The sequence below is a fragment of the Kitasatospora purpeofusca genome (assembly GCF_042691725.1).
Classification (GTDB): Bacteria; Actinomycetota; Actinomycetes; order Streptomycetales; family Streptomycetaceae; genus Kitasatospora; species Kitasatospora purpeofusca_B.
Genome location: NZ_CP170483.1, coordinates 5,533,066 through 5,558,664, shown reverse-complemented (window position 1 = coordinate 5,558,664; position 25,599 = coordinate 5,533,066). Strand labels below are relative to the sequence as shown.

Annotated in this window: 34 protein-coding genes; 15 read left to right on the top strand and 19 right to left on the bottom strand. The window is 72.6% G+C overall.

Translation table 11 applies throughout. From position 1 onward, the window contains the following. Positions 1-13: 13 nt before the first annotated feature. Positions 14-673: a DapH/DapD/GlmU-related protein gene (locus tag ACFCLZ_RS24005; protein ID WP_380279129.1), complete on the bottom strand. Its 660-nt coding sequence runs from the start codon at positions 671-673 to the stop codon at positions 14-16. 83 nt (positions 674-756) lie between these two features. After that, the gene (locus tag ACFCLZ_RS24000) at positions 757-1,797 is read right to left on the bottom strand and encodes a glycosyltransferase family 2 protein (protein WP_380279127.1); all 1,041 of its coding nucleotides are present in this window, start codon (positions 1,795-1,797) and stop codon (positions 757-759) included. A gap of 220 nt (positions 1,798-2,017) precedes the next feature. Between ACFCLZ_RS24000 and ACFCLZ_RS23995 the strand changes: the two genes are divergently transcribed. Then, entirely contained in the window at positions 2,018-3,589 is a 1,572-nt protein-coding gene (locus ACFCLZ_RS23995) for an LCP family protein (RefSeq protein ID WP_380279125.1), read from the top strand. 146 nt (positions 3,590-3,735) lie between these two features. Here the strand turns inward: ACFCLZ_RS23995 and ACFCLZ_RS23990 are convergent, their stop codons facing one another. The 4 genes from ACFCLZ_RS23990 to ACFCLZ_RS23975 all read right to left on the bottom strand — a co-directional run bounded on the left by ACFCLZ_RS23990 (position 3,736) and on the right by ACFCLZ_RS23975 (position 8,387). Further along, positions 3,736-6,294, bottom strand: coding sequence for an ABC transporter permease (locus ACFCLZ_RS23990; RefSeq protein ID WP_380279123.1), 2,559 nt, complete (start codon positions 6,292-6,294; stop codon positions 3,736-3,738). Positions 6,295-6,316: 22 nt separating this feature from the next. Next, entirely contained in the window at positions 6,317-7,108 is a 792-nt protein-coding gene (locus ACFCLZ_RS23985) for an ABC transporter ATP-binding protein (protein ID WP_380279122.1), read from the bottom strand. Between the two features lie 459 nt (positions 7,109-7,567). Next, on the bottom strand, positions 7,568-8,122 hold the full coding sequence (gene ssuE / locus ACFCLZ_RS23980; protein ID WP_380279120.1) for an NADPH-dependent FMN reductase: 555 nt from the start codon (positions 8,120-8,122) through the stop codon (positions 7,568-7,570). A gap of 187 nt (positions 8,123-8,309) precedes the next feature. Then, positions 8,310-8,387, bottom strand: coding sequence for a putative leader peptide (locus ACFCLZ_RS23975; RefSeq protein WP_376098469.1), 78 nt, complete (start codon positions 8,385-8,387; stop codon positions 8,310-8,312). Positions 8,388-8,601: 214 nt separating this feature from the next. On the opposite strand from ACFCLZ_RS23975, the gene ACFCLZ_RS23970 reads away from it, so the two are divergent. After that, positions 8,602-10,047 (top strand): LCP family protein, encoded by a 1,446-nt coding sequence (locus tag ACFCLZ_RS23970; RefSeq protein WP_380279118.1) that lies wholly within the window; start codon positions 8,602-8,604, stop codon positions 10,045-10,047. 85 nt (positions 10,048-10,132) lie between these two features. Further along, positions 10,133-10,645: a hypothetical protein gene (locus ACFCLZ_RS23965; RefSeq protein ID WP_380279117.1), complete on the top strand. Its 513-nt coding sequence runs from the start codon at positions 10,133-10,135 to the stop codon at positions 10,643-10,645. Positions 10,646-10,774: 129 nt separating this feature from the next. Here ACFCLZ_RS23965 and ACFCLZ_RS23960 read toward each other — a convergent pair whose 3' ends face one another. Continuing rightward, a complete protein-coding gene (locus ACFCLZ_RS23960) occupies positions 10,775-11,410 on the bottom strand; it encodes a hypothetical protein (protein ID WP_380279115.1) in 636 nt (211 codons plus the stop codon). Positions 11,411-11,640: 230 nt separating this feature from the next. Here ACFCLZ_RS23960 and ACFCLZ_RS23955 point away from each other — a divergent pair, with 230 nt between their 5' ends. After that, positions 11,641-12,174, top strand: coding sequence for an NUDIX hydrolase (locus ACFCLZ_RS23955; RefSeq protein WP_380279113.1), 534 nt, complete (start codon positions 11,641-11,643; stop codon positions 12,172-12,174). A gap of 53 nt (positions 12,175-12,227) precedes the next feature. Here the strand turns inward: ACFCLZ_RS23955 and ACFCLZ_RS23950 are convergent, their stop codons facing one another. Together ACFCLZ_RS23950 and ACFCLZ_RS23945 are read right to left on the bottom strand one after the other, a co-directional pair. Continuing rightward, positions 12,228-13,046, bottom strand: coding sequence for an arylamine N-acetyltransferase (locus ACFCLZ_RS23950; protein WP_380279111.1), 819 nt, complete (start codon positions 13,044-13,046; stop codon positions 12,228-12,230). Between the two features lie 92 nt (positions 13,047-13,138). Next, complete coding sequence (locus ACFCLZ_RS23945; protein WP_380279109.1) at positions 13,139-13,504, bottom strand: hypothetical protein; 366 nt, start codon at positions 13,502-13,504, stop codon at positions 13,139-13,141. A gap of 203 nt (positions 13,505-13,707) precedes the next feature. Here ACFCLZ_RS23945 and ACFCLZ_RS23940 point away from each other — a divergent pair, with 203 nt between their 5' ends. Both ACFCLZ_RS23940 and ACFCLZ_RS23935 read left to right on the top strand, forming a co-directional pair. Beyond that, the gene (locus tag ACFCLZ_RS23940) at positions 13,708-14,241 is read left to right on the top strand and encodes an RNA polymerase sigma factor (protein WP_380279107.1); all 534 of its coding nucleotides are present in this window, start codon (positions 13,708-13,710) and stop codon (positions 14,239-14,241) included. A gap of 211 nt (positions 14,242-14,452) precedes the next feature. Continuing rightward, the gene (locus ACFCLZ_RS23935; RefSeq protein WP_380279106.1) at positions 14,453-14,593 is read left to right on the top strand and encodes a hypothetical protein; all 141 of its coding nucleotides are present in this window, start codon (positions 14,453-14,455) and stop codon (positions 14,591-14,593) included. Between the two features lie 127 nt (positions 14,594-14,720). On the opposite strand, the gene ACFCLZ_RS23930 is transcribed toward ACFCLZ_RS23935, so the two are convergent. Further along, complete coding sequence (locus ACFCLZ_RS23930; RefSeq protein WP_380279104.1) at positions 14,721-15,248, bottom strand: hypothetical protein; 528 nt, start codon at positions 15,246-15,248, stop codon at positions 14,721-14,723. A gap of 60 nt (positions 15,249-15,308) precedes the next feature. Then, positions 15,309-15,605: a hypothetical protein gene (locus ACFCLZ_RS23925; RefSeq protein ID WP_380279102.1), complete on the bottom strand. Its 297-nt coding sequence runs from the start codon at positions 15,603-15,605 to the stop codon at positions 15,309-15,311. 235 nt (positions 15,606-15,840) lie between these two features. Between ACFCLZ_RS23925 and ACFCLZ_RS23920 the strand changes: the two genes are divergently transcribed. The 3 genes from ACFCLZ_RS23920 to ACFCLZ_RS23910 all read left to right on the top strand — a co-directional run bounded on the left by ACFCLZ_RS23920 (position 15,841) and on the right by ACFCLZ_RS23910 (position 18,391). Continuing rightward, positions 15,841-16,248, top strand: coding sequence for a VOC family protein (locus tag ACFCLZ_RS23920; protein WP_380279100.1), 408 nt, complete (start codon positions 15,841-15,843; stop codon positions 16,246-16,248). Between the two features lie 188 nt (positions 16,249-16,436). After that, on the top strand, positions 16,437-17,777 hold the full coding sequence (locus ACFCLZ_RS23915) for a sensor histidine kinase (protein WP_380279098.1): 1,341 nt from the start codon (positions 16,437-16,439) through the stop codon (positions 17,775-17,777). Beyond that, positions 17,741-18,391: a LuxR C-terminal-related transcriptional regulator gene (locus ACFCLZ_RS23910; protein ID WP_380279096.1), complete on the top strand. Its 651-nt coding sequence runs from the start codon at positions 17,741-17,743 to the stop codon at positions 18,389-18,391. Before ACFCLZ_RS23915 ends, ACFCLZ_RS23910 begins: the two co-directional genes overlap by 37 nt. 46 nt (positions 18,392-18,437) lie before the next feature. On the opposite strand, the gene ACFCLZ_RS23905 is transcribed toward ACFCLZ_RS23910, so the two are convergent. Then, positions 18,438-18,827: a Dabb family protein gene (locus tag ACFCLZ_RS23905; protein ID WP_380279094.1), complete on the bottom strand. Its 390-nt coding sequence runs from the start codon at positions 18,825-18,827 to the stop codon at positions 18,438-18,440. Between the two features lie 79 nt (positions 18,828-18,906). Here ACFCLZ_RS23905 and ACFCLZ_RS23900 point away from each other — a divergent pair, with 79 nt between their 5' ends. After that, the gene (locus ACFCLZ_RS23900) at positions 18,907-19,542 is read left to right on the top strand and encodes a TetR/AcrR family transcriptional regulator (RefSeq protein ID WP_380279093.1); all 636 of its coding nucleotides are present in this window, start codon (positions 18,907-18,909) and stop codon (positions 19,540-19,542) included. Between the two features lie 87 nt (positions 19,543-19,629). Next, complete coding sequence (locus tag ACFCLZ_RS23895) at positions 19,630-20,094, top strand: hypothetical protein (protein WP_380279091.1); 465 nt, start codon at positions 19,630-19,632, stop codon at positions 20,092-20,094. A 30-nt stretch (positions 20,095-20,124) separates the two neighbouring features. On the opposite strand, the gene ACFCLZ_RS23890 is transcribed toward ACFCLZ_RS23895, so the two are convergent. The 6 genes from ACFCLZ_RS23890 to ACFCLZ_RS23865 all read right to left on the bottom strand — a co-directional run bounded on the left by ACFCLZ_RS23890 (position 20,125) and on the right by ACFCLZ_RS23865 (position 22,632). After that, positions 20,125-20,574 carry a barstar family protein gene (locus tag ACFCLZ_RS23890; RefSeq protein ID WP_380279089.1) on the bottom strand — a complete coding sequence of 150 codons (450 nt, stop codon included), beginning with the start codon at positions 20,572-20,574 and terminating at the stop codon, positions 20,125-20,127. Continuing rightward, a complete protein-coding gene (locus ACFCLZ_RS23885) occupies positions 20,564-20,992 on the bottom strand; it encodes a ribonuclease domain-containing protein (RefSeq protein ID WP_380279087.1) in 429 nt (142 codons plus the stop codon). The genes ACFCLZ_RS23890 and ACFCLZ_RS23885 overlap by 11 nt, the downstream gene beginning before the upstream one ends. A gap of 127 nt (positions 20,993-21,119) precedes the next feature. Next, positions 21,120-21,554, bottom strand: coding sequence for a VOC family protein (locus ACFCLZ_RS23880; RefSeq protein WP_380279085.1), 435 nt, complete (start codon positions 21,552-21,554; stop codon positions 21,120-21,122). 246 nt (positions 21,555-21,800) lie between these two features. After that, complete coding sequence (locus ACFCLZ_RS23875; RefSeq protein ID WP_380279083.1) at positions 21,801-22,040, bottom strand: hypothetical protein; 240 nt, start codon at positions 22,038-22,040, stop codon at positions 21,801-21,803. Further along, positions 22,037-22,270, bottom strand: coding sequence for a hypothetical protein (locus ACFCLZ_RS23870; protein WP_380279081.1), 234 nt, complete (start codon positions 22,268-22,270; stop codon positions 22,037-22,039). The genes ACFCLZ_RS23875 and ACFCLZ_RS23870 overlap by 4 nt, the downstream gene beginning before the upstream one ends. Continuing rightward, the gene (locus tag ACFCLZ_RS23865) at positions 22,267-22,632 is read right to left on the bottom strand and encodes an ATP-binding protein (protein ID WP_380279079.1); all 366 of its coding nucleotides are present in this window, start codon (positions 22,630-22,632) and stop codon (positions 22,267-22,269) included. Before ACFCLZ_RS23865 ends, ACFCLZ_RS23870 begins: the two co-directional genes overlap by 4 nt. A 297-nt stretch (positions 22,633-22,929) precedes the next feature. Between ACFCLZ_RS23865 and ACFCLZ_RS23860 the strand changes: the two genes are divergently transcribed. From ACFCLZ_RS23860 to ACFCLZ_RS23845, 4 genes are all read left to right on the top strand, one after another. Beyond that, positions 22,930-23,790 carry a helix-turn-helix domain-containing protein gene (locus tag ACFCLZ_RS23860; RefSeq protein ID WP_380279077.1) on the top strand — a complete coding sequence of 287 codons (861 nt, stop codon included), beginning with the start codon at positions 22,930-22,932 and terminating at the stop codon, positions 23,788-23,790. 1 nt (position 23,791) lies between these two features. Next, on the top strand, positions 23,792-23,986 hold the full coding sequence (locus tag ACFCLZ_RS23855; RefSeq protein ID WP_380279075.1) for a DUF397 domain-containing protein: 195 nt from the start codon (positions 23,792-23,794) through the stop codon (positions 23,984-23,986). 147 nt (positions 23,987-24,133) lie between these two features. Next, on the top strand, positions 24,134-24,337 hold the full coding sequence (locus tag ACFCLZ_RS23850) for a DUF397 domain-containing protein (protein ID WP_380279073.1): 204 nt from the start codon (positions 24,134-24,136) through the stop codon (positions 24,335-24,337). 71 nt (positions 24,338-24,408) lie between these two features. Continuing rightward, positions 24,409-24,933, top strand: a complete 525-nt coding sequence (locus tag ACFCLZ_RS23845; RefSeq protein ID WP_380279071.1) for a peptidylprolyl isomerase — start codon at positions 24,409-24,411, stop codon at positions 24,931-24,933. Between the two features lie 38 nt (positions 24,934-24,971). Here the strand turns inward: ACFCLZ_RS23845 and ACFCLZ_RS23840 are convergent, their stop codons facing one another. Further along, positions 24,972-25,541 (bottom strand): TetR/AcrR family transcriptional regulator, encoded by a 570-nt coding sequence (locus ACFCLZ_RS23840; RefSeq protein WP_380279069.1) that lies wholly within the window; start codon positions 25,539-25,541, stop codon positions 24,972-24,974. Positions 25,542-25,599: the final 58 nt, after the last annotated feature.

Here is a 25,599-nt window from a genome sequence, read left to right as displayed (position 1 = left end):
GGCCCGGCCGCGGTCAGGAAGCGTCGGCCGGGGCGAGCACGCCGTCGGACTCCCGGTACTCCTCGCCGGTGCGCGGGCAGCGCCAGCGGTCCGCGCCGGACGGCTCCAGCGGCTCGCCGGCCCGGCCGACCCACTTGATCCGGCGGGCCGGGACACCGGCCACCAGGGCGAAGTCCGGGACATCCCGGTGGACCACCGCGCCGGCCGCGACCAGGGCCCAGCGGCCCACCGTCACCCCGGCGACCAGGACGGCGCGGCCGCCGATCGAGCACCCCTGGCGGAGCGTCACGCCCCGGGCGTGCCAGTCGTCGCCGCGCTTGAGCCGGCCGTCGACGTCCACCGAGCGCGGGTAGAGGTCGTTGGTGAGCACCGCGGCCGGACCGACGAAGACGCCGTCCTCCAGCACGGCGGGCTCGTAGACCAGCGCGTGGTTCTGCAGCTTGACCCGGTCCCCGATGCGCACGCCGGGGCCGACGTAGGCGCCGCGGCCGATGATGCAGTCCGCGCCGATCACCGCGTCCTCGCGGACCTGGGCGAGGTGCCAGACGGTCGTCCCGGCGCCGAGCACCGCGCTCCCGTCGACGTCGGCGGTCGGCTCGATCCGGGCCCCGGCACCGGAATCGACACGGGCATCGGCGGAAACGGCGGCGGACCCGCCCTCAACTGTCCCCATGGCGCCCGACGATAGCGCCGGGGGCGGGGACAGGAGGGCGGGTCCGCGGGATTGGCCGGTCGGGGCCGGGGGGCCGCCGAGGGTCAGCCGCGCCCGGCCACCACGTCGGTGGCGGACGGCGAGCGGCTGCCGATCACCTTGCGGGCCAGCGAGCGCGGCGAGGTGAGGAAGCCGAAGCCCCAGCTGAGGTGCATGGTCGCGAGGGCCACCGGCAGCAGTGCCTTCGCCTTGAACGACAGGCCGCGGCCCTCGACCAGCGCGCCGCCGAGGATGCCGAGCAGGTAGGCCCCGGGGGCGGCCAGGAAGACCGGGTGGACGGCCGCGCCGAGCACCAGCCCGAGCGTGACGCCGAGGAAGGCCGCCGGGGGCGCGAGGTAGCGCAGGTTGACCGAGCCCTTGTGGTACCGGGTGACCACCCGGCGCCAGCGGCCGTAGTCCTTGTACTGCTTGGCCAGCGCCCTGACGCTCGGCCGGGGGCGGTAGGTGACGCGCAGCTGCGGGGTGAACCAGACCAGGCCGCCGTCCTGGCGGATGCGGTAGTTGAGCTCCCAGTCCTGGGCGCGGACGAACTCCTCGTTGTAGCCGCCGAGGCGCTCCAGCACCTCGCGCCGGAACACCCCGAGGTAGACGGTGTCCGCCGGGCCGGCCAGGCCGCCGGTGTGGAAGGCGGCGTTGCCGACCCCTATCTTCGAGGTCATCGCGGCGGCGACCGCGTGCTCCCACTCGGTCTCGCCCTCGGCGTGCATGATGCCGCCGACGTTGGCGGCCTCCATATCGTCGAGCAGCCGGACCGCCGTGGTGATGTAGCCCGGGGTGAGCAGGCCGTGGCCGTCGACCCGTACCACTATCGGGTGACTTGAGCCGCGGATCGCGGCGTTCAGCCCGGCGGGGGTGCGTCCGGTGGGGTTCTCCACGGTCCGGACCCTCGGGTCCTCGGCGACGAGTTCGGCGGCGATCTCGGCGGTGCGGTCGACGGACGGACCGAGGGCGATCACCACCTCCATCGGCCCGGCGTAGTCCTGTTCCAGGATGTGCCGGACGGCCGTGCGCAGGTGTCGTTCCTCATCGAGCACCGGCATGATCACGGAGACCGCCGGCAGCTCCTCAGCAGCCTTGGTGTTCATCGGGGCCAACCGTACCGGTGCGGACGGGGTGCCGTCTTGTCCCGGTCTGGGCCGCTGTGCCGGGCCCGGGGGCGGGCGGACGCGAGGGAACGCCGACGGGGCGTTCCGCCGTCGCAGGAGAGCGCCAGGAGGAACGTTTCACCAATCGGGGCCCACCGTACTCCCCGGCCCCGGCGCGCCCTCACCCGGCCCGGCCGAGGGCGCCCCTACCATCCGAGAGATGCCCGTCTCCCCCCTCTCCGCCCAGCCCGGATCCTCCCGCGGACGGCGGCGCCGCTGGCCCCGCCGGCTGGCCGCAGGCTTCGCGTTCAGCATCCTCGCCACCTCCTGCGGCGGCTGGGCGGTGCTGCACGGCATCGGTGCGATCGACCGGGTCGACGCCTTCGGCGGCGACCGGGTCCGGCCGGCCGACGACAGCGCCACCACCTTCCTGGTCGTCGGCACCGACGAGCGCGAGGGCATCCCGGAGAAGACGCTGAAGACCGTGCTGCACGCCGGGGGCGAGTCCTGCCACTGCACCGACACGATGATGATCGTCCGGCTCGCCGGGGACGGAACCCGGGCCAGTGTGATCAGCATCCCGCGAGACTCCTATGTCGACATTCCCGCCCACCAGGACCCGGCGACCCACAAGGAGATCCCGGCCGGGAAGGGGAAGATCAACGCCGCGTACGGGCTGGGCGGGCCGCAGCTGACCGTCGCCACCGTCGAGCAGAACACCGGGCTGCGGATCGACCACTACCTCCAGGTGAACTTCGCCGGGTTCGTCGCCGCCGTGGACGCCGTCGGCGGGGTCCGGGTCTGCACGGCCAAGCCGCTCAAGGACGAGTACTCGGGGCTGGACCTGCCGGCCGGCACCAGCACCCTGGACGGCGCGGGGGCGCTCAAGTACGTGCGCGCCCGGCACGTGGACGGCAGCTCCGACCTGGGGCGGATGCACCGGCAGCAGAAGTTCGTCGCCCAGCTGCTGCACGAGGTGACCAGCAGCGGCACCCTGCTCAACCCGGTCCGGCTGGCCCGGGTGACGGACAGCCTGCTCGGCTCGGTCAAGGCCGACAAGGGGCTCGCGGCCAACGATGTGATCACCCTGGCGACCCGGATGAAGGACCTGACGGACGGTCGGGCCGACTTCGTGACCGTGCCGCTGGCCTCGGTGGACCATCCGGTCGCGGGGTGGGGGTCGACGGTGCTGTGGGACGACGAGCAGGCACAGGAGCTGTTCGACTCCGTCCGGGAGGGGCGGCCGCTGACGGACGGGGCGACGGCTCCCGAAGCGGCGGATCCGGCCCCGGCGGATCCGGCGGATCCGGCTCCGGCGGCCGTCGCACCGGATCAGGTGCACGTCCAGGTGTTCAACGCGGCGGGCACGGCGGGGCTGGGTGCCGAGGTCGACGCCGAGCTGCGCCGGGCCGGGTTCGCCACCACCGGGACGCCCTCCAACGCCCCGGCCGGCACGGCGGCCGGGCGGACGGTGATCCGGTACGACCCGCGCTGGGAGGAGTCGGCGCGGACACTGGCGGGCGCGGTGCCGCAGGCCGAGCTGACGCCGGTGGCGGGGCTCGGGGTGATCCTCCAGCTGTACGCGGGCGCGGACTACCCGGCGGCCACGCCGACGGCGGGTGCGGCGGTGGGGGCGGCGGGAGCGACGGCCGGGGCAACGGCACCGGCGGCGGTTGCCGCCCCGCCGCCCCCGGTGCCGGGTGCGGCACCGCCCGGCCCGGCGGGCGGGGTACGGACGGAGGAGGCGGCGCCGAGCGCAGCGGAGCGGGCGAGCGACATCATCTGCCCGTGAGCGCGTGAGCCGTCCGGACCGCGGGAGAACGGCGAGGGGCAGGGCGCACGCGGCACCCTACCCCTTCCCCCGGTCCCCGGATCCCCCGTGTTCTCCGGTGTTCTCCGGTGCGACCCCCGGTCCCCCGATCCGGGGGTCGCCTCCGGTCAGTCCGTCGCGATCGCCGCGAGGACGTTCATCCGCCCGGCCCGGAAGGCCGGGATCAGGGCGGCCAGCAGGCCGATGGCCACCGAGGCGACCAGCGTGAAGAGGATCGTGGCGACCGGGACGGAAAGCGACTCCAGCCCCTGCGTCCGCAGCACCCGCTGGCCGGTGACACCCCAGGCCAGGCCGAGGCCGGTGCCGAGCAAGGCGCCGAACAGGGCGATCACCACCGACTCCAGGCGGATCATCCGGCGCAGCTGGCGGCGGGAGAGCCCGATCGCCCGCAGCAGGCCGATCTCGCGGGTCCGCTCGACCACCGAGAGCGCCAGGGTGTTGACCACGCCGAGCACCGCGACCACGATCGCCAGGCCGAGCAGCCCGTAGATCATGTAGAGCAGCGTGTTGATCTGCTCCTGGACGAGGTCCTTGTAGCCGGCCTGGTCGCGGACCGTGGCCTGCGGGTACTCCTTGAGCGAGTCCTCCAGGGCGCTGAGCGTCCTGGCGACGTCGACCCCGGCCGCGGCCTTGCCGAAGAGCACGGCGTCCACCGGCTGGTCGGCGGCCGGCACCGCCTTGGCGACGGCCTCGAACGAGGCGAAGACGTTGCCGTCGAAGAACGAGTTGCCCTTGGTCATGATGACGCCGACCGGCAGCGACTGGACCCGGCCCTGGCCGTAGTCGACCGTGATGCTGTCGCCGACCTTGAGGCCGCGGTCCTTGGCGAAGTCCTCGCCGACCGCCAGCGCCCCCTGCTTGAGGGAGTCGGCGCTGCCCTCCTTGACCGGCAGCCGGAAGTCGTCGGTGAACTGCGCGGAGACCGCCGAGACCCCCTCCTCCGAGGTCTTGCCGTCCGGTGCGGTGAAGCGCGCGGGCAGCAGCTTCTGCTCGGTGACGTGGTCCATGCCCGCGGTCTTGCGGACGGCGTCGACGATCTCCGGGGAGACGCCGTTGCGGCCGGCCGAGACGATGTAGTCGGCGCCCACCGAGCGGTCGAGCTGCTCATTGGTGGACTTGATCATCGAGGAGGTGAAGACCGAGGCGCCGATCACCAGCGCCAGTCCGATCATCAGCGCGGCCGCCGTGGCGCCGGTGCGGCGCGGGTTGCGCATCGCGTTGCGCTGGGCGAGCTTGCCGGACGGACCGAACACGGCGGGCAGCAGGGCGCCGAGCACCCGCACCACGGTGGTGGCCAGCAACGGGCCGAGGACGACGAAGCCGATCAGGGTGAGCAGCACGCCCAGCCCGATGTACTGGCCGCCGGTGGCCAGCTTCTCCGCCTTGGCGGCCAGCACCAGCAGACCGCCGCCGCCGGCCGTCAGCACCAGGCCGATGACCGCCCGGACGGTGTTGGAGCGGGCCTCGGCCGGGGTGCCGTGGTCGCGCAGCGCGGCGATCGGCGCGATCCGGCTGGCCCGGCGGGCCGGGATCCAGGCCGCGAGCACGGTGATCACGATGCCCACCGCGTACCCGGCTATGAAGACGTCCGCGCCGATCTTCAGGTCCCCGGCGTTGAGGTGCATGCCGACCGCGTTCATCAGCTGGATCAGCCCGACCGCCAGGCCCAGGCCGGCGCCGATGCCGAGCGTGGATCCGGCCGTGCCGAGGAGCAGCGCCTCCACCAGCACCGAGCGGTTGACCTGCTTGCGGCTGCCGCCGACGGCGCGCAGCAGGCCGATCTCCCGGGTGCGCTGGGCGACCAGCATCGAGAAGGTGTTGATGATCAGGAAGCCGCCGACCAGCAGCGAGATGCCGGCGAAGCCCAGCATCGCGTACTTCATGAAGTCGAGGAAGGAGCCGACGCTGTCGGCGCTCTCCTCCTTCTGCTCGGCGGCCGTCTTCGCCTGGACGCCCGCGCCCAGCCCGGCCAGCGTGGCGGACTTGAGCTGCTCGTCGGAGCGGGCGCCGTCGCCGAACACCTCGACCGAGGTGTACGCGCTCTGCCCGAGCAGCACGTTCTGCGCGGTGGCGGTGTCCAGGAAGGCCAGCGCCGCGCCGGGGTTGGTGGTCTTGAAGGTGGCGATGCCGACGATGGTGAAGTCGTGCTTGTCGGCGGTGATCACGCGCAGCCTGCTGCCGAGGGCGAGCTTGGCCTTCTTGGCGGTGTCCGCGTCGACGACGACCTGGTCGGCGCCCTGCGGAGCGTGACCGGAGGTGATCTCGACCGCGTTGCGCGGGGTGTCCGCCCAGTTGCCGACGATCGTCGGGGCGCCGGAGGTCGGCCCCACCCGCTTGTTGGTGGCCGGGTCGGCCAGGGTCGCGCTCTGGACCGACACCTGGCCGATCGCCGTCTTCACCCCGGGGATCGCGGCGACCTTCCGGACGCTGTCGGCGGGGACGGTCAGCGTCTTCGCGCGCGGATCGTCGCCGAACTCGGGCTTGGCGGGCCGGACGGAGAGGTCGGAGGCGGTCGACGCGAAGAGCTTGTCGAAGGTACTGGTCGCGGTGTTGGAGAACACCAGCGTCCCGGACACGAACGCGACCGACAGCACGACCGCGATCAGGGAGAGCAGCATCCGCCCCTTGTGGGCGAAGAAGCTCCGCAGTGACGTCTTGAGCAGCATGGTCCTGTACGCCCCTACCCGCTCAGCTGGTGCGCTTGCCGTCGAAACGGCGCATGCGTTCGAGGACGGAGTCGGCCGTCGGGGCGTGCATCTCGTCGACGATCACGCCGTCGGCGAGGAAGAGCACGCGGTCCGCGTAGCCGGCGGCGACCGGGTCGTGGGTGACCATCACGATGGTCTGGCCCAGCTCGTCGACACTGCGGCGCAGGAAGGACAGCACCTCGGCGCCGGAACGGGAGTCGAGGTTCCCGGTGGGCTCGTCGCCGAAGATGATCTCGGGACGGGCGGCCAGCGCCCGGGCCACCGCGACGCGCTGCTGCTGGCCGCCGGAGAGCTGCGTCGGACGGTGCTTCAGCCGGCCCGAGAGGCCGACCGTCTCCACCACCCGGTCCAGCCAGGCCTGGTCCGGCTTGCGACCGGCGATGTCCATCGGGAGCGTGATGTTCTCCAGCGCGTTCAGCGTCGGCAGGAGGTTGAACGCCTGGAAGATGAAGCCGATCTTGTCCCGGCGCAGCCTGGTGAGCTGCTTGTCCTTCAGACCGGTGATCTCGGTGTCGCCGATCCAGATCCGCCCCTCGGTCACCGTGTCCAGACCGGCCAGGCAGTGCATCAGGGTCGACTTGCCGGAGCCCGAGGGGCCCATGATCGCGGTGAAGCGGCCGCGCTGGATGTCGACGTCGACCGCGTCCAGGGCGGTGACCCTGGTCTCGCCGGAGCCGTAGGCCTTGGTCACCTGACGAGCCGAGGCGGCGACGGCGGCGGCGGCACCGCCGGGAAGCTGGGGGTCGTACACGGCTGCTGCTGCCGTCGTCACTGTCGTCTCCTAAGAAGTGGGCCCACCCGTTTGCCCCCAGCCTCGTCCGTTCCACCCGTCCGGCGACATCGCGCAGGGGATAGTTTTCGACCGGGAGCTAGCTTCACCCTGCCGGTGCACCGGGGACCCGGACCCGATCGCATCGGGTCCACCTCGGACGGGCGGGGATGTGAACAACGTTAGAAGTCGGGCCCGGCCCCCTCGTCATCCGACGGGAGGAAGCGGCCCAACCGGAGTTGTACGGGGTGGCAGACCCCTCCCCCTAGGGGTCGGCCCGGGCCCGGTCAGGGTCCGCCCGTAAGGAGGCCCCGCCCGGCGAACCTCGGGTTCGCCGGGCGGGGCCCGGGTGCTTCGACGGATCCGACGGCTCCGACCGGTCCGACGGGTCCGAACAGTCCGGGCGCGCGGGGCGCCGGGCGGACGGCAGGACGCCGGGGCCGGGGCGTCGGGGCCGGGGCGTCAGCCGGCCAGGACCGGGGCGGCCCGGCGCTCCAGGGCGGCCGCGAACGCCTCCACGACCGGCCGCAGCAGCACGTCGGTCTCGCGCTCGATCACGGTCGTGCCGTCCTCCCGGACGGTGATGTGACGGTCCAGCACGAACCAGCCCTGGGTGATGTGGTCGGCCCCCATCGAGCTGAGCACCGGCCGCAGCGCGTAGTCCACCGCCAGCACGTGCGCGGTGGAGCCGCCGGTGGCGAGCGGCAGGACGGCCTTGTCGCGCAGCGCGTACTGCGGCAGCACGTCCAGCAGCGCCTTGAGCAGGCCCGAGTACGCGGCCTTGTAGACCGGGGTGCCGATCACCACGCCGTCGGCCTCGGCGAAGAGCTCCAGGGCGGCGGCCAGCTCGGGGTGCGACAGGTCGGCGGAGAGCAGCGCCTGCGCGGGCAGGCTGCGCACCTCGAAGGGGACGACGCGGTGGCCGCGCTCCTCGAGCCGTGCGTCGACGAGGCGCAGCAGGCGGGTGGTGCGGGAGGTCGGGGACGGGGAGCCGGAGACGGACAGGATGGTGGCCATGGGTTCACCTCGGGGAGGAAGCGGGGCGGCGCTTCGGCAGCACGGGGCACTCACCGGGCACGGGCGGGCCGGCCGGGCGGCGACCGACGGGGCCGGGACGGCCTACCGACGGGCAGCGGTGAGCGCGCTGCGCGGGCAGCGTCGAGAAGGGGGGAGAAGGACGGTGGTGGGGTTCGACGGGTGCGCGTCAGCCACAACAGAGCGAACAGGACACACGCAGAAGGTCGACGTGCCGCCGACGCGTGAGAGTCCATCGCTGATCCATGGCAGTCATGCAAACACGCACCGTTCCGGACGGTCAAGGATCGTTTCGCCTGGCGAACACCAGGTGAGACGGATGGTGAGACGGGGACGCGGGACACACGCCCGCCGGCACCTTGCCGCGGAACGATCCGGTGCGTGCATCAAAACTGCTACAAGGGCCCTGGTGGGGGCCCCGGGGGGAGTCACGGGTCCCGGCGTCGGGCATCCTCTCCCACATGAACACGTGGCAGGAGGGCCGCCCGGGCGGCGGCGGGAACCCGTACGGCGGCGGCAACGGTGGCGGTGGCGGCGCGTACGGGAACGGCGGCGGTGCCGAGCCGCCGCTGCCCGCCTCGCTGAACCCGCGCGGGCCGAGCGCTCCGGCGCCCCGGCAGCCCCGGCCACAGGCTCAGCCGCAGGGGCAGCCCCCGGCGCAGCCGGGGCAGCAGGCCCGACAGCCGCAGCCGGGGCAGCAGGCGCGGCAGCCGCAGGCGCCCGGGTACGGGCCCGCGCAGGGCTACGGCCCCGGCCAGGGGTACGGGCAACCGGGGCAGCCCGGGCAGCCGGCCCGATCGGGGGTGCCGGCGCAGGGCTCCGGCGCTCCGGGCGGACCCGGCGCTCCGGGCGGTCCGGGTGCGCCCGGCGGGCCGATACCCCCCGGCGGGCCGCAGACGCCCGCCGCCGCCCGCCCCTCGCGCTGGCCACGGCGCCGGATCGTGAAGTGGTCGGTCTTCGGTGTGCTGATCGCCTTGATGGTCACCACCGTCTCCACCTGGTTCTGGGCGGACTCCAAGCTCAACCACGAGAACGTGCTCTCCGACTACCCCGGCCGGCCGGCCGCGGGCAAGGGCACCAACTGGCTGATCGTCGGCTCCGACAGCCGCAACGGCCTCTCCGACTCCCAGGAGGAGGACCTGCACACCGGCCACGCGGGCGGCAAGCGCAGCGACTCGATGATGATCCTGCACGTCGGGGACAACGGGAACACCCTGATGAGCATCCCGCGCGACTCCTGGGTGCCGATCCCCGAGCACGCCGGCGAGAACGGCAAGCCCGTCAAGCAGACCAGCGCGAAGATCAATTCGGCGTTCGCGGCGGGCGGCGGCAAGCTGCTCGCGCAGACCGTCGAGACGAACACCGGCATCCGCATCGACCACTACGCCGAGATCGGCTTCGCCGGCTTCGTGGGCATCGTCGACTCGGTCGGCGGCGTGGACATGTGCATCGACCAGGACGTCAAGGACAAGGACTCCGGGCTCGACCTCAAGGCCGGCTGCCAGAGCCTCGACGGCACCCAGGCGCTGGCCTTCGTCCGCCAGCGCCACCAGATGGCCGACCAGGACCTCGGCCGGATGCGCAACCAGCAGAAGTTCCTCGGCGCGCTGGCCAAGCAGGCGGCCTCGCCGGCCACCGTGCTCAACCCGTTCACGTTCTACCCGCTGGTCTCCTCCGGCCTCGGCACGCTGATCGTCGACGACGACGCCGGGCTGACCGACCTGGGCTCGCTGTTCCTCGCCATGAAGGACGTCAACGGCGGCAGCGGCAAGAGCATCACCGTGCCGATCGCCAACCCGGACTTCAAGACCAACACCGGGGAGTCGGCGGTGAAGTGGGACACCGCGAAGGCCAAGCAGGTCTTCGACGCCTTCCGCAACGACACCGCCGTGCCGGACGTGAAGTAGCCGGACGTGAAGTAGCCGCCCGGGGCGCGATGCGCCACCCCTGCGGATGCGTGACTCGCCGTGACGGCGCCGACACAATGGGCGGATGTCACTCGTCACCGCGCTGATCTACCGTCGCCGCCACCGCCTCCTGGGCCGCCTGGTCCAGGAGGCGCTCGCGTTCTACGGGATGGAGGTGCCGGCCGCCGCCGAGATCGGGCCGGGGCTCATCGTGTTCCACCGGGGCTTCGGCACCGTGCTGCACCCGTACACGACGCTCGGCGCCGGGGTGACGCTGTACAACGGCGTGACCGTCGGGCGGGCCGACCCGTGGGTGGCGCAGGAGGAGAGCGCGATGCGGCGGGTGGTGGTGGAGGACGGCGCGGTGCTGTGCGCGGGGGCCAAGGTGGTCTGCAAGGAGGGCGTGCTGACCGTCGGCGCGGGGACCGTCGTGGGCGCGAACGCCGTGCTGACCCGCTCGACCGGGCCGGGCGAGATCTGGGCCGGCGCCCCCGCCCGCAGGGTGGGCCTGCGGGCGGGGTGGCCGGCGGGCGGCGGTGCGGGGGTGGGCGCGGCGGCGCCGGCGGGTCCGGCGGCGGGGGTGCGGGCGCCCGGCTGAGCGGCCGAGCGCTCAGGCGTCGGCGAGTCGGGCGCGGAAGACGGCGCTGTCGAAGTACGCCCCGGCCTCGCGGATGAGGCCGTCGTCACCCGGTTCGCAGACGTTGACGCCGAACCGGTCGACCGGGGCTCAGCGGACGACCACGCCCGGGAGATGGCCGGTCGCGCACTCCGCGTACCGGTGGACGGGCTCGCCCCGCCAGCCGTCGCCCTCCCCCGCGATGCCCTCCCGCTCCCCCGCGAAGCCGTGGTGGATCACCTGCCCGCCGCGCCCGTCCGCCCAGCAGGCGCGCGTCAGATGGACGACGAGGGTGGCCGGGTGCTGCGACTGGGGGCGCTCCAGGACGAGTTCGCACAGCCCCTCCCCCGGCGGGAAGGTCACCACGGCCTCGCTGGTCCGCAGCCGCGCCCGGCGCGGCTCGATCTCCACCGCCCAGTACGCAGACACCGTGACCTCCAGCCGCCCGTCGAGGCCGCCCTCGTCCGGCCGGACGTACTCCTCGTCGGGGACCCAGCGCGCGTGGTTGCGGATGTCGTCCGGGCCGAACCACTCGGCCCAGGTGACCCAGTAGCCCGCGACGCGCTTGATCGTCATGCCCTCGCGGAGGATCCGGACCGGGATGCGGGTCAGACTGGCGGGCTCGCTCAGCAACAGGACCCGGCCGTCCCTGTCGACCCGGAGGTCACCCTGCGGCTCGAAGGACAGGACGGTCACCTGCTCGAAGGTCACCTCACCGTCGTCCTTGCGCCGACTCTTCTGCTTCATGGTGAACCACCTTGCCGGAAAACGGAGTTGAACGGTTCACGGCCACCGCCGGTGGCGGGCCGGCCGCGCCTCGCGCAGCATACGGTGCACGGTCGGTCGCGGCGCGTGATTCCGGCGAATCCCCCCGGGGCGGGGGGCGCGCGGCTATGCTGCGCCTGCACGCGATGCCGCACGCGCCCCCGACCACCGGCGCGCGCCGCAAACGCGCCGCACGGAAGGAGCCTGCGCCGATGGGCGACGCACACTGGCGGGAGCTCCACCGGGAGCCGATCCACAGCGCGTACGGACGCGGCGCCGACCGGGTCACCTTCGAGCTGCCCGACGGCCGTGAGGAGGTCTACCACCTCGCCAACGAGTACGCGGCCGCGGCCGTGGTCGCCCTGACGCCGGACCGGCGCATCGTGCTGACCCGCCAGTTCCGGCCCGGCCCGCAGACCGTGCTGTACGAGCTGCCGGGCGGCGTGGTCGACGCGGGCGAGTCGCCCGAGCACGCCGCCGCCCGCGAACTCGCCGAGGAGACCGGCTACCGGGGCGAGGTCGAACTCGTCACCGCCACCTGGCACGACGCCTACTCCAACGGCGTGCGCTACGCCTGCGTCGCCACCGACTGCACCCCCACCGCCCGGCTCGCGCGCGACCGCAACGAGTTCATCGAGGTGGTGCTGATGGACCTGGCGGAGTTCCGGTCCACCGTGCTGCGCCGCGGCCGGCTCTCCGACGTGGGCCCGGCCTACCTGGGCCTGGACCACCTCGGCCTGCTGTAGGGCGGCCGCAGACCCTTCGCCGCGCCGAGCCACCCCGCCCCGACCCGGCCGCCTCAGGAGGCGGTCGGAAGCCGGTCCAGGACGATGCCGAAGTGGGTGCGGTAGGCGGCGAGGGCGGCGTCGGCGGCGAGCGGTTCCTCGGTGCGGGTGCCGTCGGGGGCGGTGCGCAGGAGGCGGGTGCCGCCGGTGGCGCGGGTGCTGGTGAGGGTGATCCGGCCGCCGTCCGGGGTGGGGCGGGAGCAGGTGGTCGAGCGGGTGAAGTGCGAGTCGGGGGACGTGGTCTGCCACCAGCAGGTCGGCACGAAGTCGGCCAACTCGTGCGGGCGACGCTCCAGCCGGTACTGCGGCTCGCCGTCGAGGCCGACGTCGAGGTCGCCGTCCCCGCCCGGGCGGACGGTGAACGTGCCCGCCGGGTCCCGCTGTTCACCGCGCTCGTCGAGGAGCAGCGGCCGGCGGGCGAACCGTCCGAAGCCCACGTCGGCCAGCCACGCGGTGCCGTCCGCCGTCACCCGCAGCGCGAGGTGGTCGAACGGCGGCCCGGGCCGCGCGCCGTCGAAGACCCGGGCGGCGAGCAGGTCCACGCGGTAGCCGAGCGCGCGCAGCAACGCGGCGAAGGCGCCGTTGAGTTCGTAGCAGAACCCGCCGCGCCGCCGGTCGACGATCTTCTCCAGCAGCGCGGCCGGTTCGAGCACCACGGGCTCGCCGAGGTGGATGCTCAGGTTCTCGAACGGGACGGCGTCCAGGTGCGCCTCCTGCAACCGCGCCAGCTCGGCGGCACCCGCCCGCCCGGGCCGCTCGGCCCCGATCCGGTCGAGGTACGCCGCCACCTGGTCCGCGGTGAGGCCTTCGGGGTTCTTCGAGGATTCGTCCACACCCCCATCCAAGCGGACCCGCCCCCTGCGGCCATCGGTCCCCGGACCTACGCCCACCGGGTCCGGGGACCGGGCTCGGAACCTGACGGACCCTAGGTCCTCGGCAGGCCGAGGAGGGCGGCCCGGCGCCGGGCGCCGCCCCAGGAGAGCGCCAGGACGAACCGGAGCGCGGCGGCGTAACGGCGCCACCGGCGCGGGCCGGCGGCCAGTCGCCGCGACAGCTCTGCCCGCCACTGCGGCAACAGGCAAAGCCGGGCGGGCCGGGCCAGTTGCGGGCCGACGAGCAGCGTGAGCAGGACGCCGGGCACGCGCAGCAGGGCCGTGCGGAACACGGCGGTGGCGACTTCGAGCACGACGGCCGCCAGCAGCGCCGCCACCAGCGCGGTGCGCCAGCCGGCCGGATCCTCGCCGAGGAAGAGGGTGTGCGGCGCGTCGGGGGGAACCATGGAGAGCTTCATGCCTTCTCGACGAGACCGGGGCGGTCGCGCTGCACCGCTCCACGCCGGGGCCGGGCGGGGCGATGCCCGTGCAACAAAAGGGAGTTCCGCATCGTCGAAGGAGCGAGGGATGGCGTCGGACCACCCCCGCGAAGTCCAACGGAAGGACGCCCATGGCGAAGTCGGAAGGGGCGGGCGCTCATGGCTCGTCCCCGTCGGCGCCGATGAGCGAGGCGCATCTCGAGGTGCTCGTCCGCGACCTCCTGCCGCGCCTGGTGACCAGTCTCCGCGAGATGACGCACGACGAGCAGACGGCCGAGAACATCGCGGCCAGGGCCTGCATGGTCGTGATCAACGAGGTCCGCAAGGGGACGGTGTTCCACCGGCCGGTGATCGCCTACGCCACCACCGTGGCGCGCCGGATGGCCATCGACCACTGGCGGTCGGCCGCCGTCCGCCGGGAGGAGCCGGTCGCGGAGATCCCCGAGGGGAGCCGGCCCGCGACGGCCGGGGAGCCCGGCAACGGCCACCCGGGCGAGCGCCTGGAGTTCGAGGAACTGCTGCGGATCGTCCAGAAGGCCATCGGCGACCAGCGGCAGGCCAGGATCTGGGAACTCCACCACATCTGGCTCTGGAAGGGGACGGAGATCGCCGAGACCCTCGGGATCTCTCCGTCCACCGTCTCCCGCGAGCTGAGGCGGGCGAACGAGCGGGCCCGGTCGGCGCCGGTCCCGCTGCCGCGCCGGGAAGCCGACTGACTGGGTCCGCGTCTAGGGTCCGCGGGCCGGCCGGGAGGCCGGCCCGCGGGTCCGGGTCGGGGCGCCAGAGAGGAGCCTCGCGGGCCGGTGGTCGTCGTCCGTCTACGAAAGACCACCGGCCTTGTCACGGAAGGGAAAACGTATGCAGGAGTTCGGGCGGCCGACTCGGGGGGCGCGGCCGCAGAACCAGCAGGGGGTCGGGGGGGCCGACGTGTACGAGAACTGGGACACGCTGTACGCCGAGCTGTCCGCGGGGGCGAACGCCCTCGGCGACCCCGTCGGCGAGCAGGCGGGGGATCTCTCGATGTGGGACGTCCCGTGGACCGTCACGGAGACGGGGGGGACGCTGTGAGGGGCGCCGGGAGTTTGAGGAACGCCGTGGAGTCCCTGGCGGCGCTGGTCGGCGATCCGGCGGCCCCGGCACCGCTGCGGCTGTAGCCCCGCGGGCCTGCTGCCGCCGACCGCGGCAGCAGGCCTGCTCAAGGGCGCGCGAATTCGCGGAGGTAGGCGCCGGCGTAGGCGGCCGCCTCCTCGCGGCTCGTGCACGGGGCGGCGTCGGGGGCGGGGGTGCCGCGGGAGCCGTCGGCGGCCTGGGCGGTCCAGGCCCAGTGGCCGGTGTCCGGGTCCTGGGTCAGTTCGGCCTCGCCGTCGAAGAGTTCGAGGGTGACGGGGGCCGGGGCGCTCGAGGGGCGGGGGACGGCGTCGGGCCACTTCTTGCGGGCGCCCTGGCGGGTGATCCCCCAGGCGGCGCCCAGTTGCTCGTAGTTCGCGCCGTAGCTGCCGGCGGTGCCGGCCGCGATCCCGGTCAGCCGCTTGACCTCGGTGTCCACCAGCTTCCAGGTGGCGAGCACGGTGAGCGCCGCCTCGGCCGGGTCGGCGTCCCACATGCGGTGTTCGGGCCGACCCGTCGCCCGGGCGCGGACGGCTGTGGCGAGCGGGTTGAGGGCGTCGAGGAGCGCGGTGGCGAGGGCGGACTGCTCGTCGGGGGTGATCTCAGGAGTGGGCATGCGACAACTATAGTTACCGCTCGCGAGGTTGGTAACTAAAGTTGTCGAAAAGATCGGGCGTCAGGGGACGTAGACGCTCCGGCCGGCGATCGGCGCGTAGACCTCGCCGGGGGCGATGACGTGCTCGATCTGGCCCGTACAGCCCGACCCGGTCCAGACCTGGACGCCCGAGTCGGTCAGGTTGGCCACCACCGGGCGGACGAAGTCGCCCAGCGGGAGGCACCCGCTCGGCTCCGGGTACGCGGCGCCGTCGATGACCAGCACCCCGTGGGCCGCGTACGCGGTGTTCGGGACCGCGACGGCCAGGGCGGCCGCCGCCAGCCAGGCCCCCAGAACGGTGGCGGTGCGTCGCTTCATGCGTCTGCTCCCTCTCGGCCGGTGCGGGGCCGCCCCGTTGCGGACCCGCCGGTGCGGCTCAAGGTAGTGAGGCGATGGCCGGAGCACCGCAACGGCGGGCCCGGCGACACGCGCGTGGAGCAGGAAGTCGGACGGGCCGACTTCCTGCTCCGCGGCTGTCACACGCGGCGGCCGGGATCCGTCAGGGAGGCAGCGGAGCGACACAGCGCCGAACCACCGAGGAAAGGGCAACACCGTGCTCACCAGGGTCATGTACGTCACGGTCTACGTCACCGACCAGGACCGCGCGCTGCGGTTCTACACCGAGCAGCTGGGACTGGAGAAGCGCATCGACTACCCCGGCCCCGACGGCCGCTTCCTGACCGTCGGCGCCCCGGGTCACCCGTTCGAGATCATCCTCTGGTCGCACGCCGCCGCCACGGGCCAGCCGGCGGGACGCGAGGAGGTGGCCGCACCCGGCCCGATCATCCTGGAATCCGACGACCTGCTGAAGGACTTCGAGACCTGGCGCGACCGCGGGGTCGCGTTCGACGCCTCCGAGCCGGAGGAGTACGCGTTCGGCATCCGCATCGAGGCGACCGACCCCGACGGCAACCGGATCTCGCTGCGCCAGCAGAAGCGGGTGGAGGCCGCCGCCGACTGACCGCACCGAGGGGACCGGGGAGACGAAGGGCCTCGCACCGCACGGTGCGAGGCCCTCGGCCGTCCTGGGGGCGCCGGGTGGATGGTGTACCCAGGTACCCCGCAGGAGTGGCCCGAGGCCCAGTGATCTTGGCGGGGTGGTGCGGCAGGCTTGGCGGCGGAAGAGCAGGACGAGGGGGAGGAACGGTCATGAGTGACAACAACGCCGGTACGGGGAGCGGGGCGCGGGGCAGGGGACGGGGCCTGCTGCGCCACCTGGGCCGGGCTGTACGGGCCACCGCCCACAGTGCGGCGCTGGCCGCGTTCGTGGTGCCGCAGATGGTGCTGCTCATCGCGGCGTCCTTCGCCGGCGGCCTGATGGGCCTCGGCGTGGGCATCCTGCTGGTGCTGCCGATCACCCTGGCGGTCCGGCGGCTGGCCGGCCTGCGGCGCGCCCTGGCCGCCCGCTGGTCCGGCACCGAGATCCGCGACCCCTACCTGCCGCGGCCCGAGGCCGAACCGGGTTTCCGCGGCGTCTGGTCGCGCTGTCAGACGATCCTGACCGACCCGGCCACCTGGCGGGACCTGCTCTGGCTGTTCGTCGACCCGGTCGTCGGCTTCACCGTGCTGCTGTTCCCGCTGCTCGTGACCGCCTACGGCGTCCTCGGCCTGCTGTCGCCCTGGATCTGGGAGACGCTCGCCGCCCACGGCGGCAACAACGAGTTCCTGTGGGTGCACGTGACGGACGCCGGCAGCGCCCGGACCGCCGCCCTGCTCGGGCTGCCGGTCGTCCCGGCCGGCCTGGCGATCGCCCCCGCCGCGCTGCGTGCCCACACCGCGCTGGCCAAGGCGCTGCTCGGCCCCACCGCCCGCGCGGAGGCACTGGCCGCCCGGCGCAGGGTCGCCCACCTCACCGAGACCCGGCGCGACGCGCTGAACGCCCAGGCCGCCGAACTGCGCCGGATCGAGCGGGACCTGCACGACGGCGCGCAGGCCCGGCTGGTGGCCATGGGCATGAACCTGGGCGTCGCCGAGCGGCTGGTCGAGCGCGACCCGCAGGCCGCGAAGCAGCTGCTGGCCGAGACCCGCCAGGCCTCCGCGACGGCCCTCGACGAACTGCGCGACCTGGTCCGCGGCATCCACCCGCCGGTCCTGGCGGACCGCGGACTCGCCGACGCGGTAAGGGCGTTGGGCATGAACAGCCCGCTGGACGTGACCGTCTCCGCCGAGCTGCCGGGCCGCCCCGAGGCATCGGTCGAGTCCGCCGTCTACTTCGGCGTCTCGGAGGCGCTGGCCAACGCCGCCAAGCACTCCGGAGCCGTCCGCGTCGACGTCCAGCTCTGGTACGCGGACGGCCTGCTGAAGGCCCAGGTCACCGACGACGGGACGGGCGGCGCCGACCCCTCGCGCGGCACCGGACTGCGCGGCCTCGAACGCCGGCTTGCTACCTTCGACGGACTCCTGGCCGTCCGCAGCCCGCACGGCGGCCCCACGACGCTGACCATGGAGCTGCCGTGCGCGTTGTACTCGCCGAGGACCTCTTCCTCCTGAGGGACGGTCTGGTCCGGATGCTGGAGGCGTACGACTTCGAGGTCGTGGCCGCCGTGGACACCGGACCGGACCTGCTGCAGGCCCTCCTCACCGAGCGTCCGGACGTGGCCGTGGTCGACGTGCGGCTGCCGCCGACCTTCACCGACGAGGGCCTGCGGGCGGCGCTGGAGGCGCGGCGGCGGATACCCGGGCTGCCGGTGCTGGTGCTCTCCCAGTACGTCGAGCAGCTCTACGCCAAGGAGTTGCTCGCCGACGGCAGCGGCGCGATCGGCTACCTGCTGAAGGACCGGGTGTTCGATCCCGACCAGTTCGTGGAGACGGTCCACCGGGTGGCGGCGGGCGGCACCGCGCTCGACCCGCAGGTGATCGCCCTGCTGGTCGGCAACACCGAACGCAGGAAGCCGCTGGACCGGCTGACGCCGCGCGAGCGCGAGGTGCTGCAGCTGATGGCGGAGGGGCGCTCCAACGCCGCGATCGCCGAGCGCATGGTGATCACCGAGCGGGCGGTGAAGAAGCACACCGCCAACATCTTCCTCAAGCTCGACCTGCCGCCCTCGGAGGAGGACCACCGACGGGTGCTGGCGGTGCTGGCCTTCCTGGAGGTCGCCTCCTAGGCGCCGGCCGTGGCGTAGGCGCCGACCGTGGCGCGGGACCCGGCTGCTACGCCGCCAGCAGGGGGGCGAGTTCGGCGGCCCACTCCGGGTACAGGGCCGTCTTCTCCTCGTGCAGGGCGAGGATCTGCCCGGCCAGGGCGGGCGTCATGTCGTCGGACAGGTCCGGGCCGATGGCGATCCTGGCGAGGTGGGGCATGATCTGCGGGTCGCCGGCCAGGTGGACCGGATCGTGCATGTAGCGCCGCAGGGCCGGCAGGTCGGGGATGCCCACGCAGTAGGCGTGGGTGAAGCCGTCGGGGCCGCCGAGGTCCTGGCCGACCGTCGAGAACGCGACGGACTCGACGGAGGCCGTGCGCCGCATCACGGCGAGCACGTGCTCGCGGTCCTCGTCGGTCGCGCTCTCCTTGAACGCGAAGCGCAGCATGTGAACGATCACGCCGGTCCCACCCCTTCGACTTGAATGAACCAACTGGTTCAGAAATCTGTTCTGACTGGTTCAGCTCTAGACTGAACCCATGGGTTCAGAAGTGTCAACCAGCGGCGGGCGTCAGGCTCGTGGGCGTGACGAGCGGCGGCAGGCGATCCTGGACGGCGCGTTCGCCGTGTTCGCTCGGCGCGGCTACGCGCAGACGTGCGTCCAGGAGATCGCGCAGGAGGCGGGCGTCGCCAAGCCGACCGTCTACAACCACCTGGCCGACAAGGAGAGCCTGTACCGCGAGGCCGTCGAGTCGGCCGCCGACCGGATCGGTGCCCTATGCCTCGCGGTCGTGGAAGGGTTGCGCGAGGCCACGCCGGACGCCGACCCGCTGGAGCGGCTGCGGGCCGTGGGCACAGGCCTGCTGCGGGTGTGCCACGACGAGGACGCGCGCGCCGTCCAGCGGTTGGCGAGCGCCGAGGCGGCGCGGTTCCCCGACCTGCCGGCGAGCGTGCGGGGGCGGACGGCGCTGCGGATCCGGTCCGCCCTCGCCGACCGGCTGGCCCGGCTGGCGCTGGCCGGACGGCTGCGCCCGTGCGAACCGGAGCTCGCCGCCGAGCACTTCCTCGCCCTGCTCACCGGCCCGCTGGAGTACCGGCCCGACGCCGACCCGGACGCCGTCGCGGACGCCGCGGCGGAGGTGTTCCTGCGCGCCTACGGGGAGGTGCGGGGGTAGCGGCCGACCGGAGGGCCGGTCCCGTTCGTCCACGTCGCTACCCTGTGCGGACACGCGACACCGTGTCGCGCGATGCCGGGGGTGGACATGGGACGGGTACGACGGGCCGCCGGGACGCAGACCTTCACGGACCTGCTGCGCCATCCGGGCCGCCTCGCCGCGCAGTTCACGGGATCCGCCGGGGGGCGCGCCGAGGCGGACGTGAGGGCTCTGCACGCGGGAGAGGCCCGCGAGGTCACCGCCTTCCTCCGTGACGGCGAACGCTTCCGGCAGGGCTCGCTGGTGCTGGACCCCGTCGCGGCCCCACCCGTGGTGTGGCGGCCGTTCCGGGTGTTCGGCCGGGCCGGTGAGGGGGTCGCCCTGGTCGCGCCGTTCCACGTCCACGGGGTCGGGCCGGTCACCGGGCCGGGCAGCCGGGCGATCGACCGGCGGATGTTTCGTTTGCTGTCCCTTCGGGCCGCCGATCGCCCCTGGGAACTCGCCGTCCCCGTCGTGGATGTCCCGCTGGTCCGCGCCGCGCTGGCCCGGGCCGGATCCGGAGCCGGGCGGTAGAGCGGCCGCCGGCGCGGTCGGACGGCGCGGTCAGACGGCGCGGCCGGCGGAGCGGAGGCGGAGTTCGGTGAGGGCGGCGCGCGGTGGGGTGGTGGCGAAGAGGACGCGCAGGGGGGAGCCGGCGGCGGGGGTGGTGGCGGCGGCCGCGTCCAGGATGGCCAGGAGGACGGCGAGTTGGTCGGGCCGCTCGTCGGCGAGAAGGCCGTCGGCGGCGGCGATGATGATCAGGAGGCGGGTGGTGGCCCCGGCGCCGGGCGGGTGGAGGACGTCGTGGAGGCACTCCTCGAAGGCGTCCCAGTTGTGGCCGAAGTAGCCCGGGAAGGCGAGGGATTCGGACCACTCGGCGAAGAGCGCGGCCTTGGTGCGGCAGTGGTCGCCGCGAACGAGGCGGAGTTGGTGGGTGCCGGTGGCGAAGCCGGCCCAGGGCCGGCCCGGCAGGAGGTCCCACCGGGCCGGGTCGAGGGGAGCGTCAGCAGCCATCGGAGATTTCGCGGAAGTTGGCGTAGTGGTCGGAGGTGTACCAGGTGCGGTCGGTGGCCCCGTCGCGGACCAGGCGCTCGGCGTCGCGGTGCGTGGCCGACGTCGGCCGGGGGTTGACGTCGTACTCGTGGTAGGCGCCGCCGGACGGGAGGTCACCGCTGCGGTTGCCGTACGGGTTGCTGCCGCGGATGTACTGCGGGCCGGGGAGGCGGAAGTCGACCGGCCGGGGGTTGACGGGCCAGCCGAGGCCGAGCCAGCTGTGGCAGGCGCGCTCGACCTGGGGAGGGAAGTCCCGGACGGGGAGCGGAGGTTGGACGACCGCGCGGGTCGCCGGGGCCGACCAGGCGGGCGCGGCGGGGAGGACGGGGCAGGCGAGGGCGAGGACCAGGGCGGCCGGGGCCAGACGGCGGAGGTTCATGAGGATCCGTTTCGATGCGCAGGCGCGTGCATCGAAGGGGTACCGCGCGGCGGTTGGGTGTGCGGGCGGGCGCGCCGGGGGCGGCGCGACGCTCACCCGTCCGGGTGAGATCGTCCGCCGCCGGCCGTCAGTCGAGGCAGAACTCGTTGCCCTCGATGTCCCGCATCACGATGCACGACTCGTACTCCCCGTCGGCGACCATGACCCGCTCGCAGACCGCGCCGAGCGCGACCAGCCGGTCGCGTTCGGCCTCCAGCGTGGCCAGGCGCTCCTCGCCCACGAGCCCGGTGCCGGCCCGCACGCAGAGGTGCACCCGGTTCTTGACGGCCTTGCCCTCGGGAACGAGCTGGAAGAGCAGCCGCGGGCCCGCACCCGTGGGGTCACTGCACGGGAAGTACTGAGGCTGGTCCTCGGGTGTGTGCAGGCGGTCGAAGTCGTCCCACGTGGCGAACCCCTTCGGCGGGGACGGTACGACGTACCCCAGGACCTCGCACCAGAAACGGGCGAGGCGCGTGGGTTCCGCGCAGTCGAAGGTGACCTGGAACTGCCTGACAGATGCCATTCGGCCACCCTAGCAACGGGGGGTTCTGCTGTTCGATGCCTTTTAGGACCCGCGCCACCGTGGTCGAGGGGGCGTGGAGTGGGAAGTCGGTCTCGTCGACTTCCCACTCCCGGGTGCGGGGTGGAAGCTGTGCGGGTCTGTCGGGCGGACCCTTGTTCGGTGCAAGTGGCCGCCGGAACACGGCTCCCGTCTGTTGGGTGTGGAGTGGGAAGTCGGTGGGGCCGACTTCCTGCTCCGGGGTGGGTGTCATCGAGGTGCGCGGTGGCGGTTGTGGGGGTTGGTTTCGGGGCTGAAGTGGCCGGCCTGGCGGGCGATCCAGGTGTATTCGGGGGTGCCGTCGGGGAGGGTGCGGAGTTCCCAGCGTCCGTGGCGGGTGATGGGCGGCGGGGGCGGGCTGATCTTGAGGGTGGTGATGACGCCGGTGATGACGGTGGCGATGGCGAGGGCGAGGAGGACGGCGATGGCGCCGATGTAGAGGGTGTTCACCGTCGGCTCGCTTCGCGGAGGAGTTCGAGGAGGTTGAGGAGGGTGGCGAGGGAGGTGTCGCCGAAGGCGATGAGGAGGCGGCCGTCGATGGTGGCGCCGTTGACGTGGGCGGAGCCCCACTGGATGCCGAAGGGCTTGCCGCGCTCGTGGAGTTCACGGAGGAGGGCGGTGACCTCGGGCTCGGTGTAGGTGCGCAGGTACGTGTCGTGGGGGCGGACAGGCCGGTTCACGCGGCGGCGTCCAGCTCGAACCAGGTGATCTTGCCGGTCTTGGTGGGGGTGGCGCCGAAGCGGTGGGTGAGGGCGCGGACGAGGTGGAGTCCGCGCCCGGAGAGCGCGTACAGGTCGGTGGTGGTGGGGGGTTCAGGGAGGGTGGGACTGTCGTCGCCGACCAGGACGCGGAGGGTGCGGGGGTGGAGGACGACGATGACGCGGGGCGCCTGGGAGCCGGCGTGCTTCCAGGCGTTGACGAAGAGTTCGTGAAGGGCGAGCTCGGCGTCGGCGATGGCGTCCGGCTGCCAGTTGGAGGCGAGGAGGGCGGAGCGCAGCTCGTCGCGGGCGGTGGTGCAGTCGGGCGGGGTGAAGGCACGCATGGGAGACCTCCGGGCGTGGGGTGGTGAGGGTGGGGACCTGCCGTAAGCCAGGACGGGACTGGCAGGTGTCACGTGTGGTTGCTCTTCGGCGCCCGGGCAGCAGGTACCTACCGCCCGTGAAGCAAGGCGTTACTGACGGATCATCCGATGCCGACGGAGAGTGACGCTACCGCAAGAGTCCCACATGTGAGACCTAGATGCGGAAACATCACTCGCGAGTGGGGGAAGCGAGACGGTCGGTGGACCAAGTTGCCGCCCCCGCGACACACTTGGCCTACATCACGCAAGGACGGAACCATGCCGCCACGTCGCCACCCGAATCTGAGACAACGCCGACTCGGCTCCGAGCTACGGAAGATCCGAGAGGCCGCCGCCATAAGCGGCCCACACCTTGCGCGGATCCTCGACATCGATGCGAGCCAGATCAGCCAGATGGAGAGTGGCAAGGCCGGCGTCAGCCGCCAGAGGATCCGCGCGATCGCCTCCGCCTGCAAGTGCCTCAACGACCCACTCATCGGCACTCTGAGCAACATGACACAGGATCGTTCGAAGGGCTGGTGGGAGGAGTATCGGGGTCTCCTCCCGAGCACCTTCCTCGAATCTGCCGAGCACGAGGACTTCGCTGCGGGAACCATGAGGTCCTGGTCGGCGCCGTTCCTCCCGGGGTTGTTGCAGACGGGGGACTACGCGAAGGGGATCTTCAGCCAGAACATCCCCGCTCTGACCGTGAACGAGATCGACCTCCGCGCCGCCTTCCGAACGCAGCGCCGGAACTTCTTCCTACGCAATGCGAACAAGCGCCTGGAAGCCTACCTTCACGAGTCATGCCTACTGACCCGCTTCGGTGGAGCGGAGGTTCTTCGCCAGCAGTTGGAGTGTCTGATCGAGGACTCGCATCGGCAGAACGTGAGCATCCGAGTGGTCCCGTTCAGCACCCACGCCTACCCAGGTCCCTTCGAGAGCATCGTGTACAGCTCCGGCCAAGTGTCCGAACTGGACACGGTCGAGATGGACTCCGCCACGGGCCCCATCTTCTTCGACGCCCCCAGCGAACTGGAAAGCTACCGCGCAGTCTTTGCCCGCATCGAGAAGGCTGCACTCACAGAGGATGAATCCCGCGACCTCATCCATCAGATCACCCAGAACTTGAAGGACTGAAATGCCTTACACCGACTGGCAGAAGTCTTCCTACAGCAGCGCCGGGAACAACTGCATGGAGATTCGGAACGCAAACGGGGGTATAGAGATTCGCGAGTCCGATACCGGCACGATCATCGTCCAGACCAGCTCGGCAAAATTCGCCAATCTCCTCCAATGCATCAAGACAGGCGGATTTGACCACCACGCCCTCTGATCCAGACCCCAAGCGGCGGCGGCCCTCGCTCGATCGAGCGAGGGCCGCTACCCACAGCAGGATCAGCCTTGATACGGCTGCCTCAAGAGCGGGCTCTTCCAGACACTCGGGACCTCTCACTCTCGGCTACAACCGACGGAGGCAGTGATGACAACAACCCGGTGGCAGAAGTCCAGCTACAGCGGTGCTTCCAACGAGTGCATCGAGGTACGAACCTTGGAAGACCTGATCGAGGCACGAGAGTCTGACCAGCCCGAGACGGTCCTCCAAGTACCGCCAGGCATCTTCGCCACGCTCCTGGCGGCCATCAAGGCTGGCACATTCGACCGCCACTCCCTACCCACGGCCTGACGGGGCCACCTTAGGTGCCGTGGCAGGATCGGGCGGGTCTGACCGGTTCCTCCGAAAGGTGCCTCCTGGCCATGGGCTCGCAGCACTACGCCATCATCAAGACCAACCACGGTGACATCACCGTCAAGCTCTTCCAGTTCCACACCCCTCGCACCGTGCGCAACTTCGTGGAACTGGCTGAAGGCTCACGGGAGTGGACGCATCCCTCTACCGGGGCCTCGACCACCGCTCCGCTCTACAACGGGACGACCTTCCACCGCATCATCCCCAACTTCATGATCCAGGGCGGCGACCCCCTCGGCGACGGCACCGGTGGCCCCGGCTACGCCTTCCCCGACGAGTTCCACCCCGAGCTCTTCTTCACGAAGCCCTACCTCCTGGCCATGGCCAACTCCGGCCCGAACACCAACGGCTCGCAGTTCTTCATCACCACCCGCGCCACCCCGCACCTCAACCGCAAGCACACCATCTTCGGCGAGGTCATCGACCCCGCCGGCCAAAAGATCGTCGACGCCATCGCCGCCACCCCGACCGGCCCGGGCGACCGCCCCCTCGAACCGGTCGTCATCGAGTCGATCACCATCGAAGTTCGCTAACCCCCCACCCGGAGTAGGAAGTCGGCCCCGCCGACTTCCTACTCCGCACCACCCCCGAACACCATCCGCAACACATCCCTCGCCAGATCCTCCACATCCCCCTCCCCCCGGCTCTCCGGCAGCGCCCCGTTCAACCACAGGCTCGCGAAGCCATGGGCCAGCGACCACGCGGCGATCGTCGTCACCCTCTCCTCCCCCGCCCCCCGCGAGAGCTTCCGCCCGCTCGCCGCCAGCACCGCCCCCGCCCGCTCGCGCGCCGCCGCCAGCTCCGGGTCCTCCACCCGGTACAGCTCCGGCCGGAACATCACCTCGAAGTACGCCCGGTGGTCCACCGCGAACCGCACATACGCCACCCCCGACCCGTACGGATCCCCCACCGACCGCTCCAGCGCGTCCGCGAACTGCTCGAACCCCTCCGCCGCGACCGCCGTCAGCACCCCCGTCTTGTCCCCGAAGTGGTGCGCCGGCGCGGCATGCGACACCCCCGCCCGCCGCGCCAGCTCCCGCAGGCTCCACCCCGACGGCCCCGACTCCTCGATCGCCGCCAGCGCCGCGTCCAGCACCGCCCGCCGCAGGTTCCCGTGGTGGTAGCTCTCGTTCTTCCCCATTCCGCTCCCTCTCCTCCCGACGCCACATCTAGGCATTGACAAGATTACCTCGCCGCGC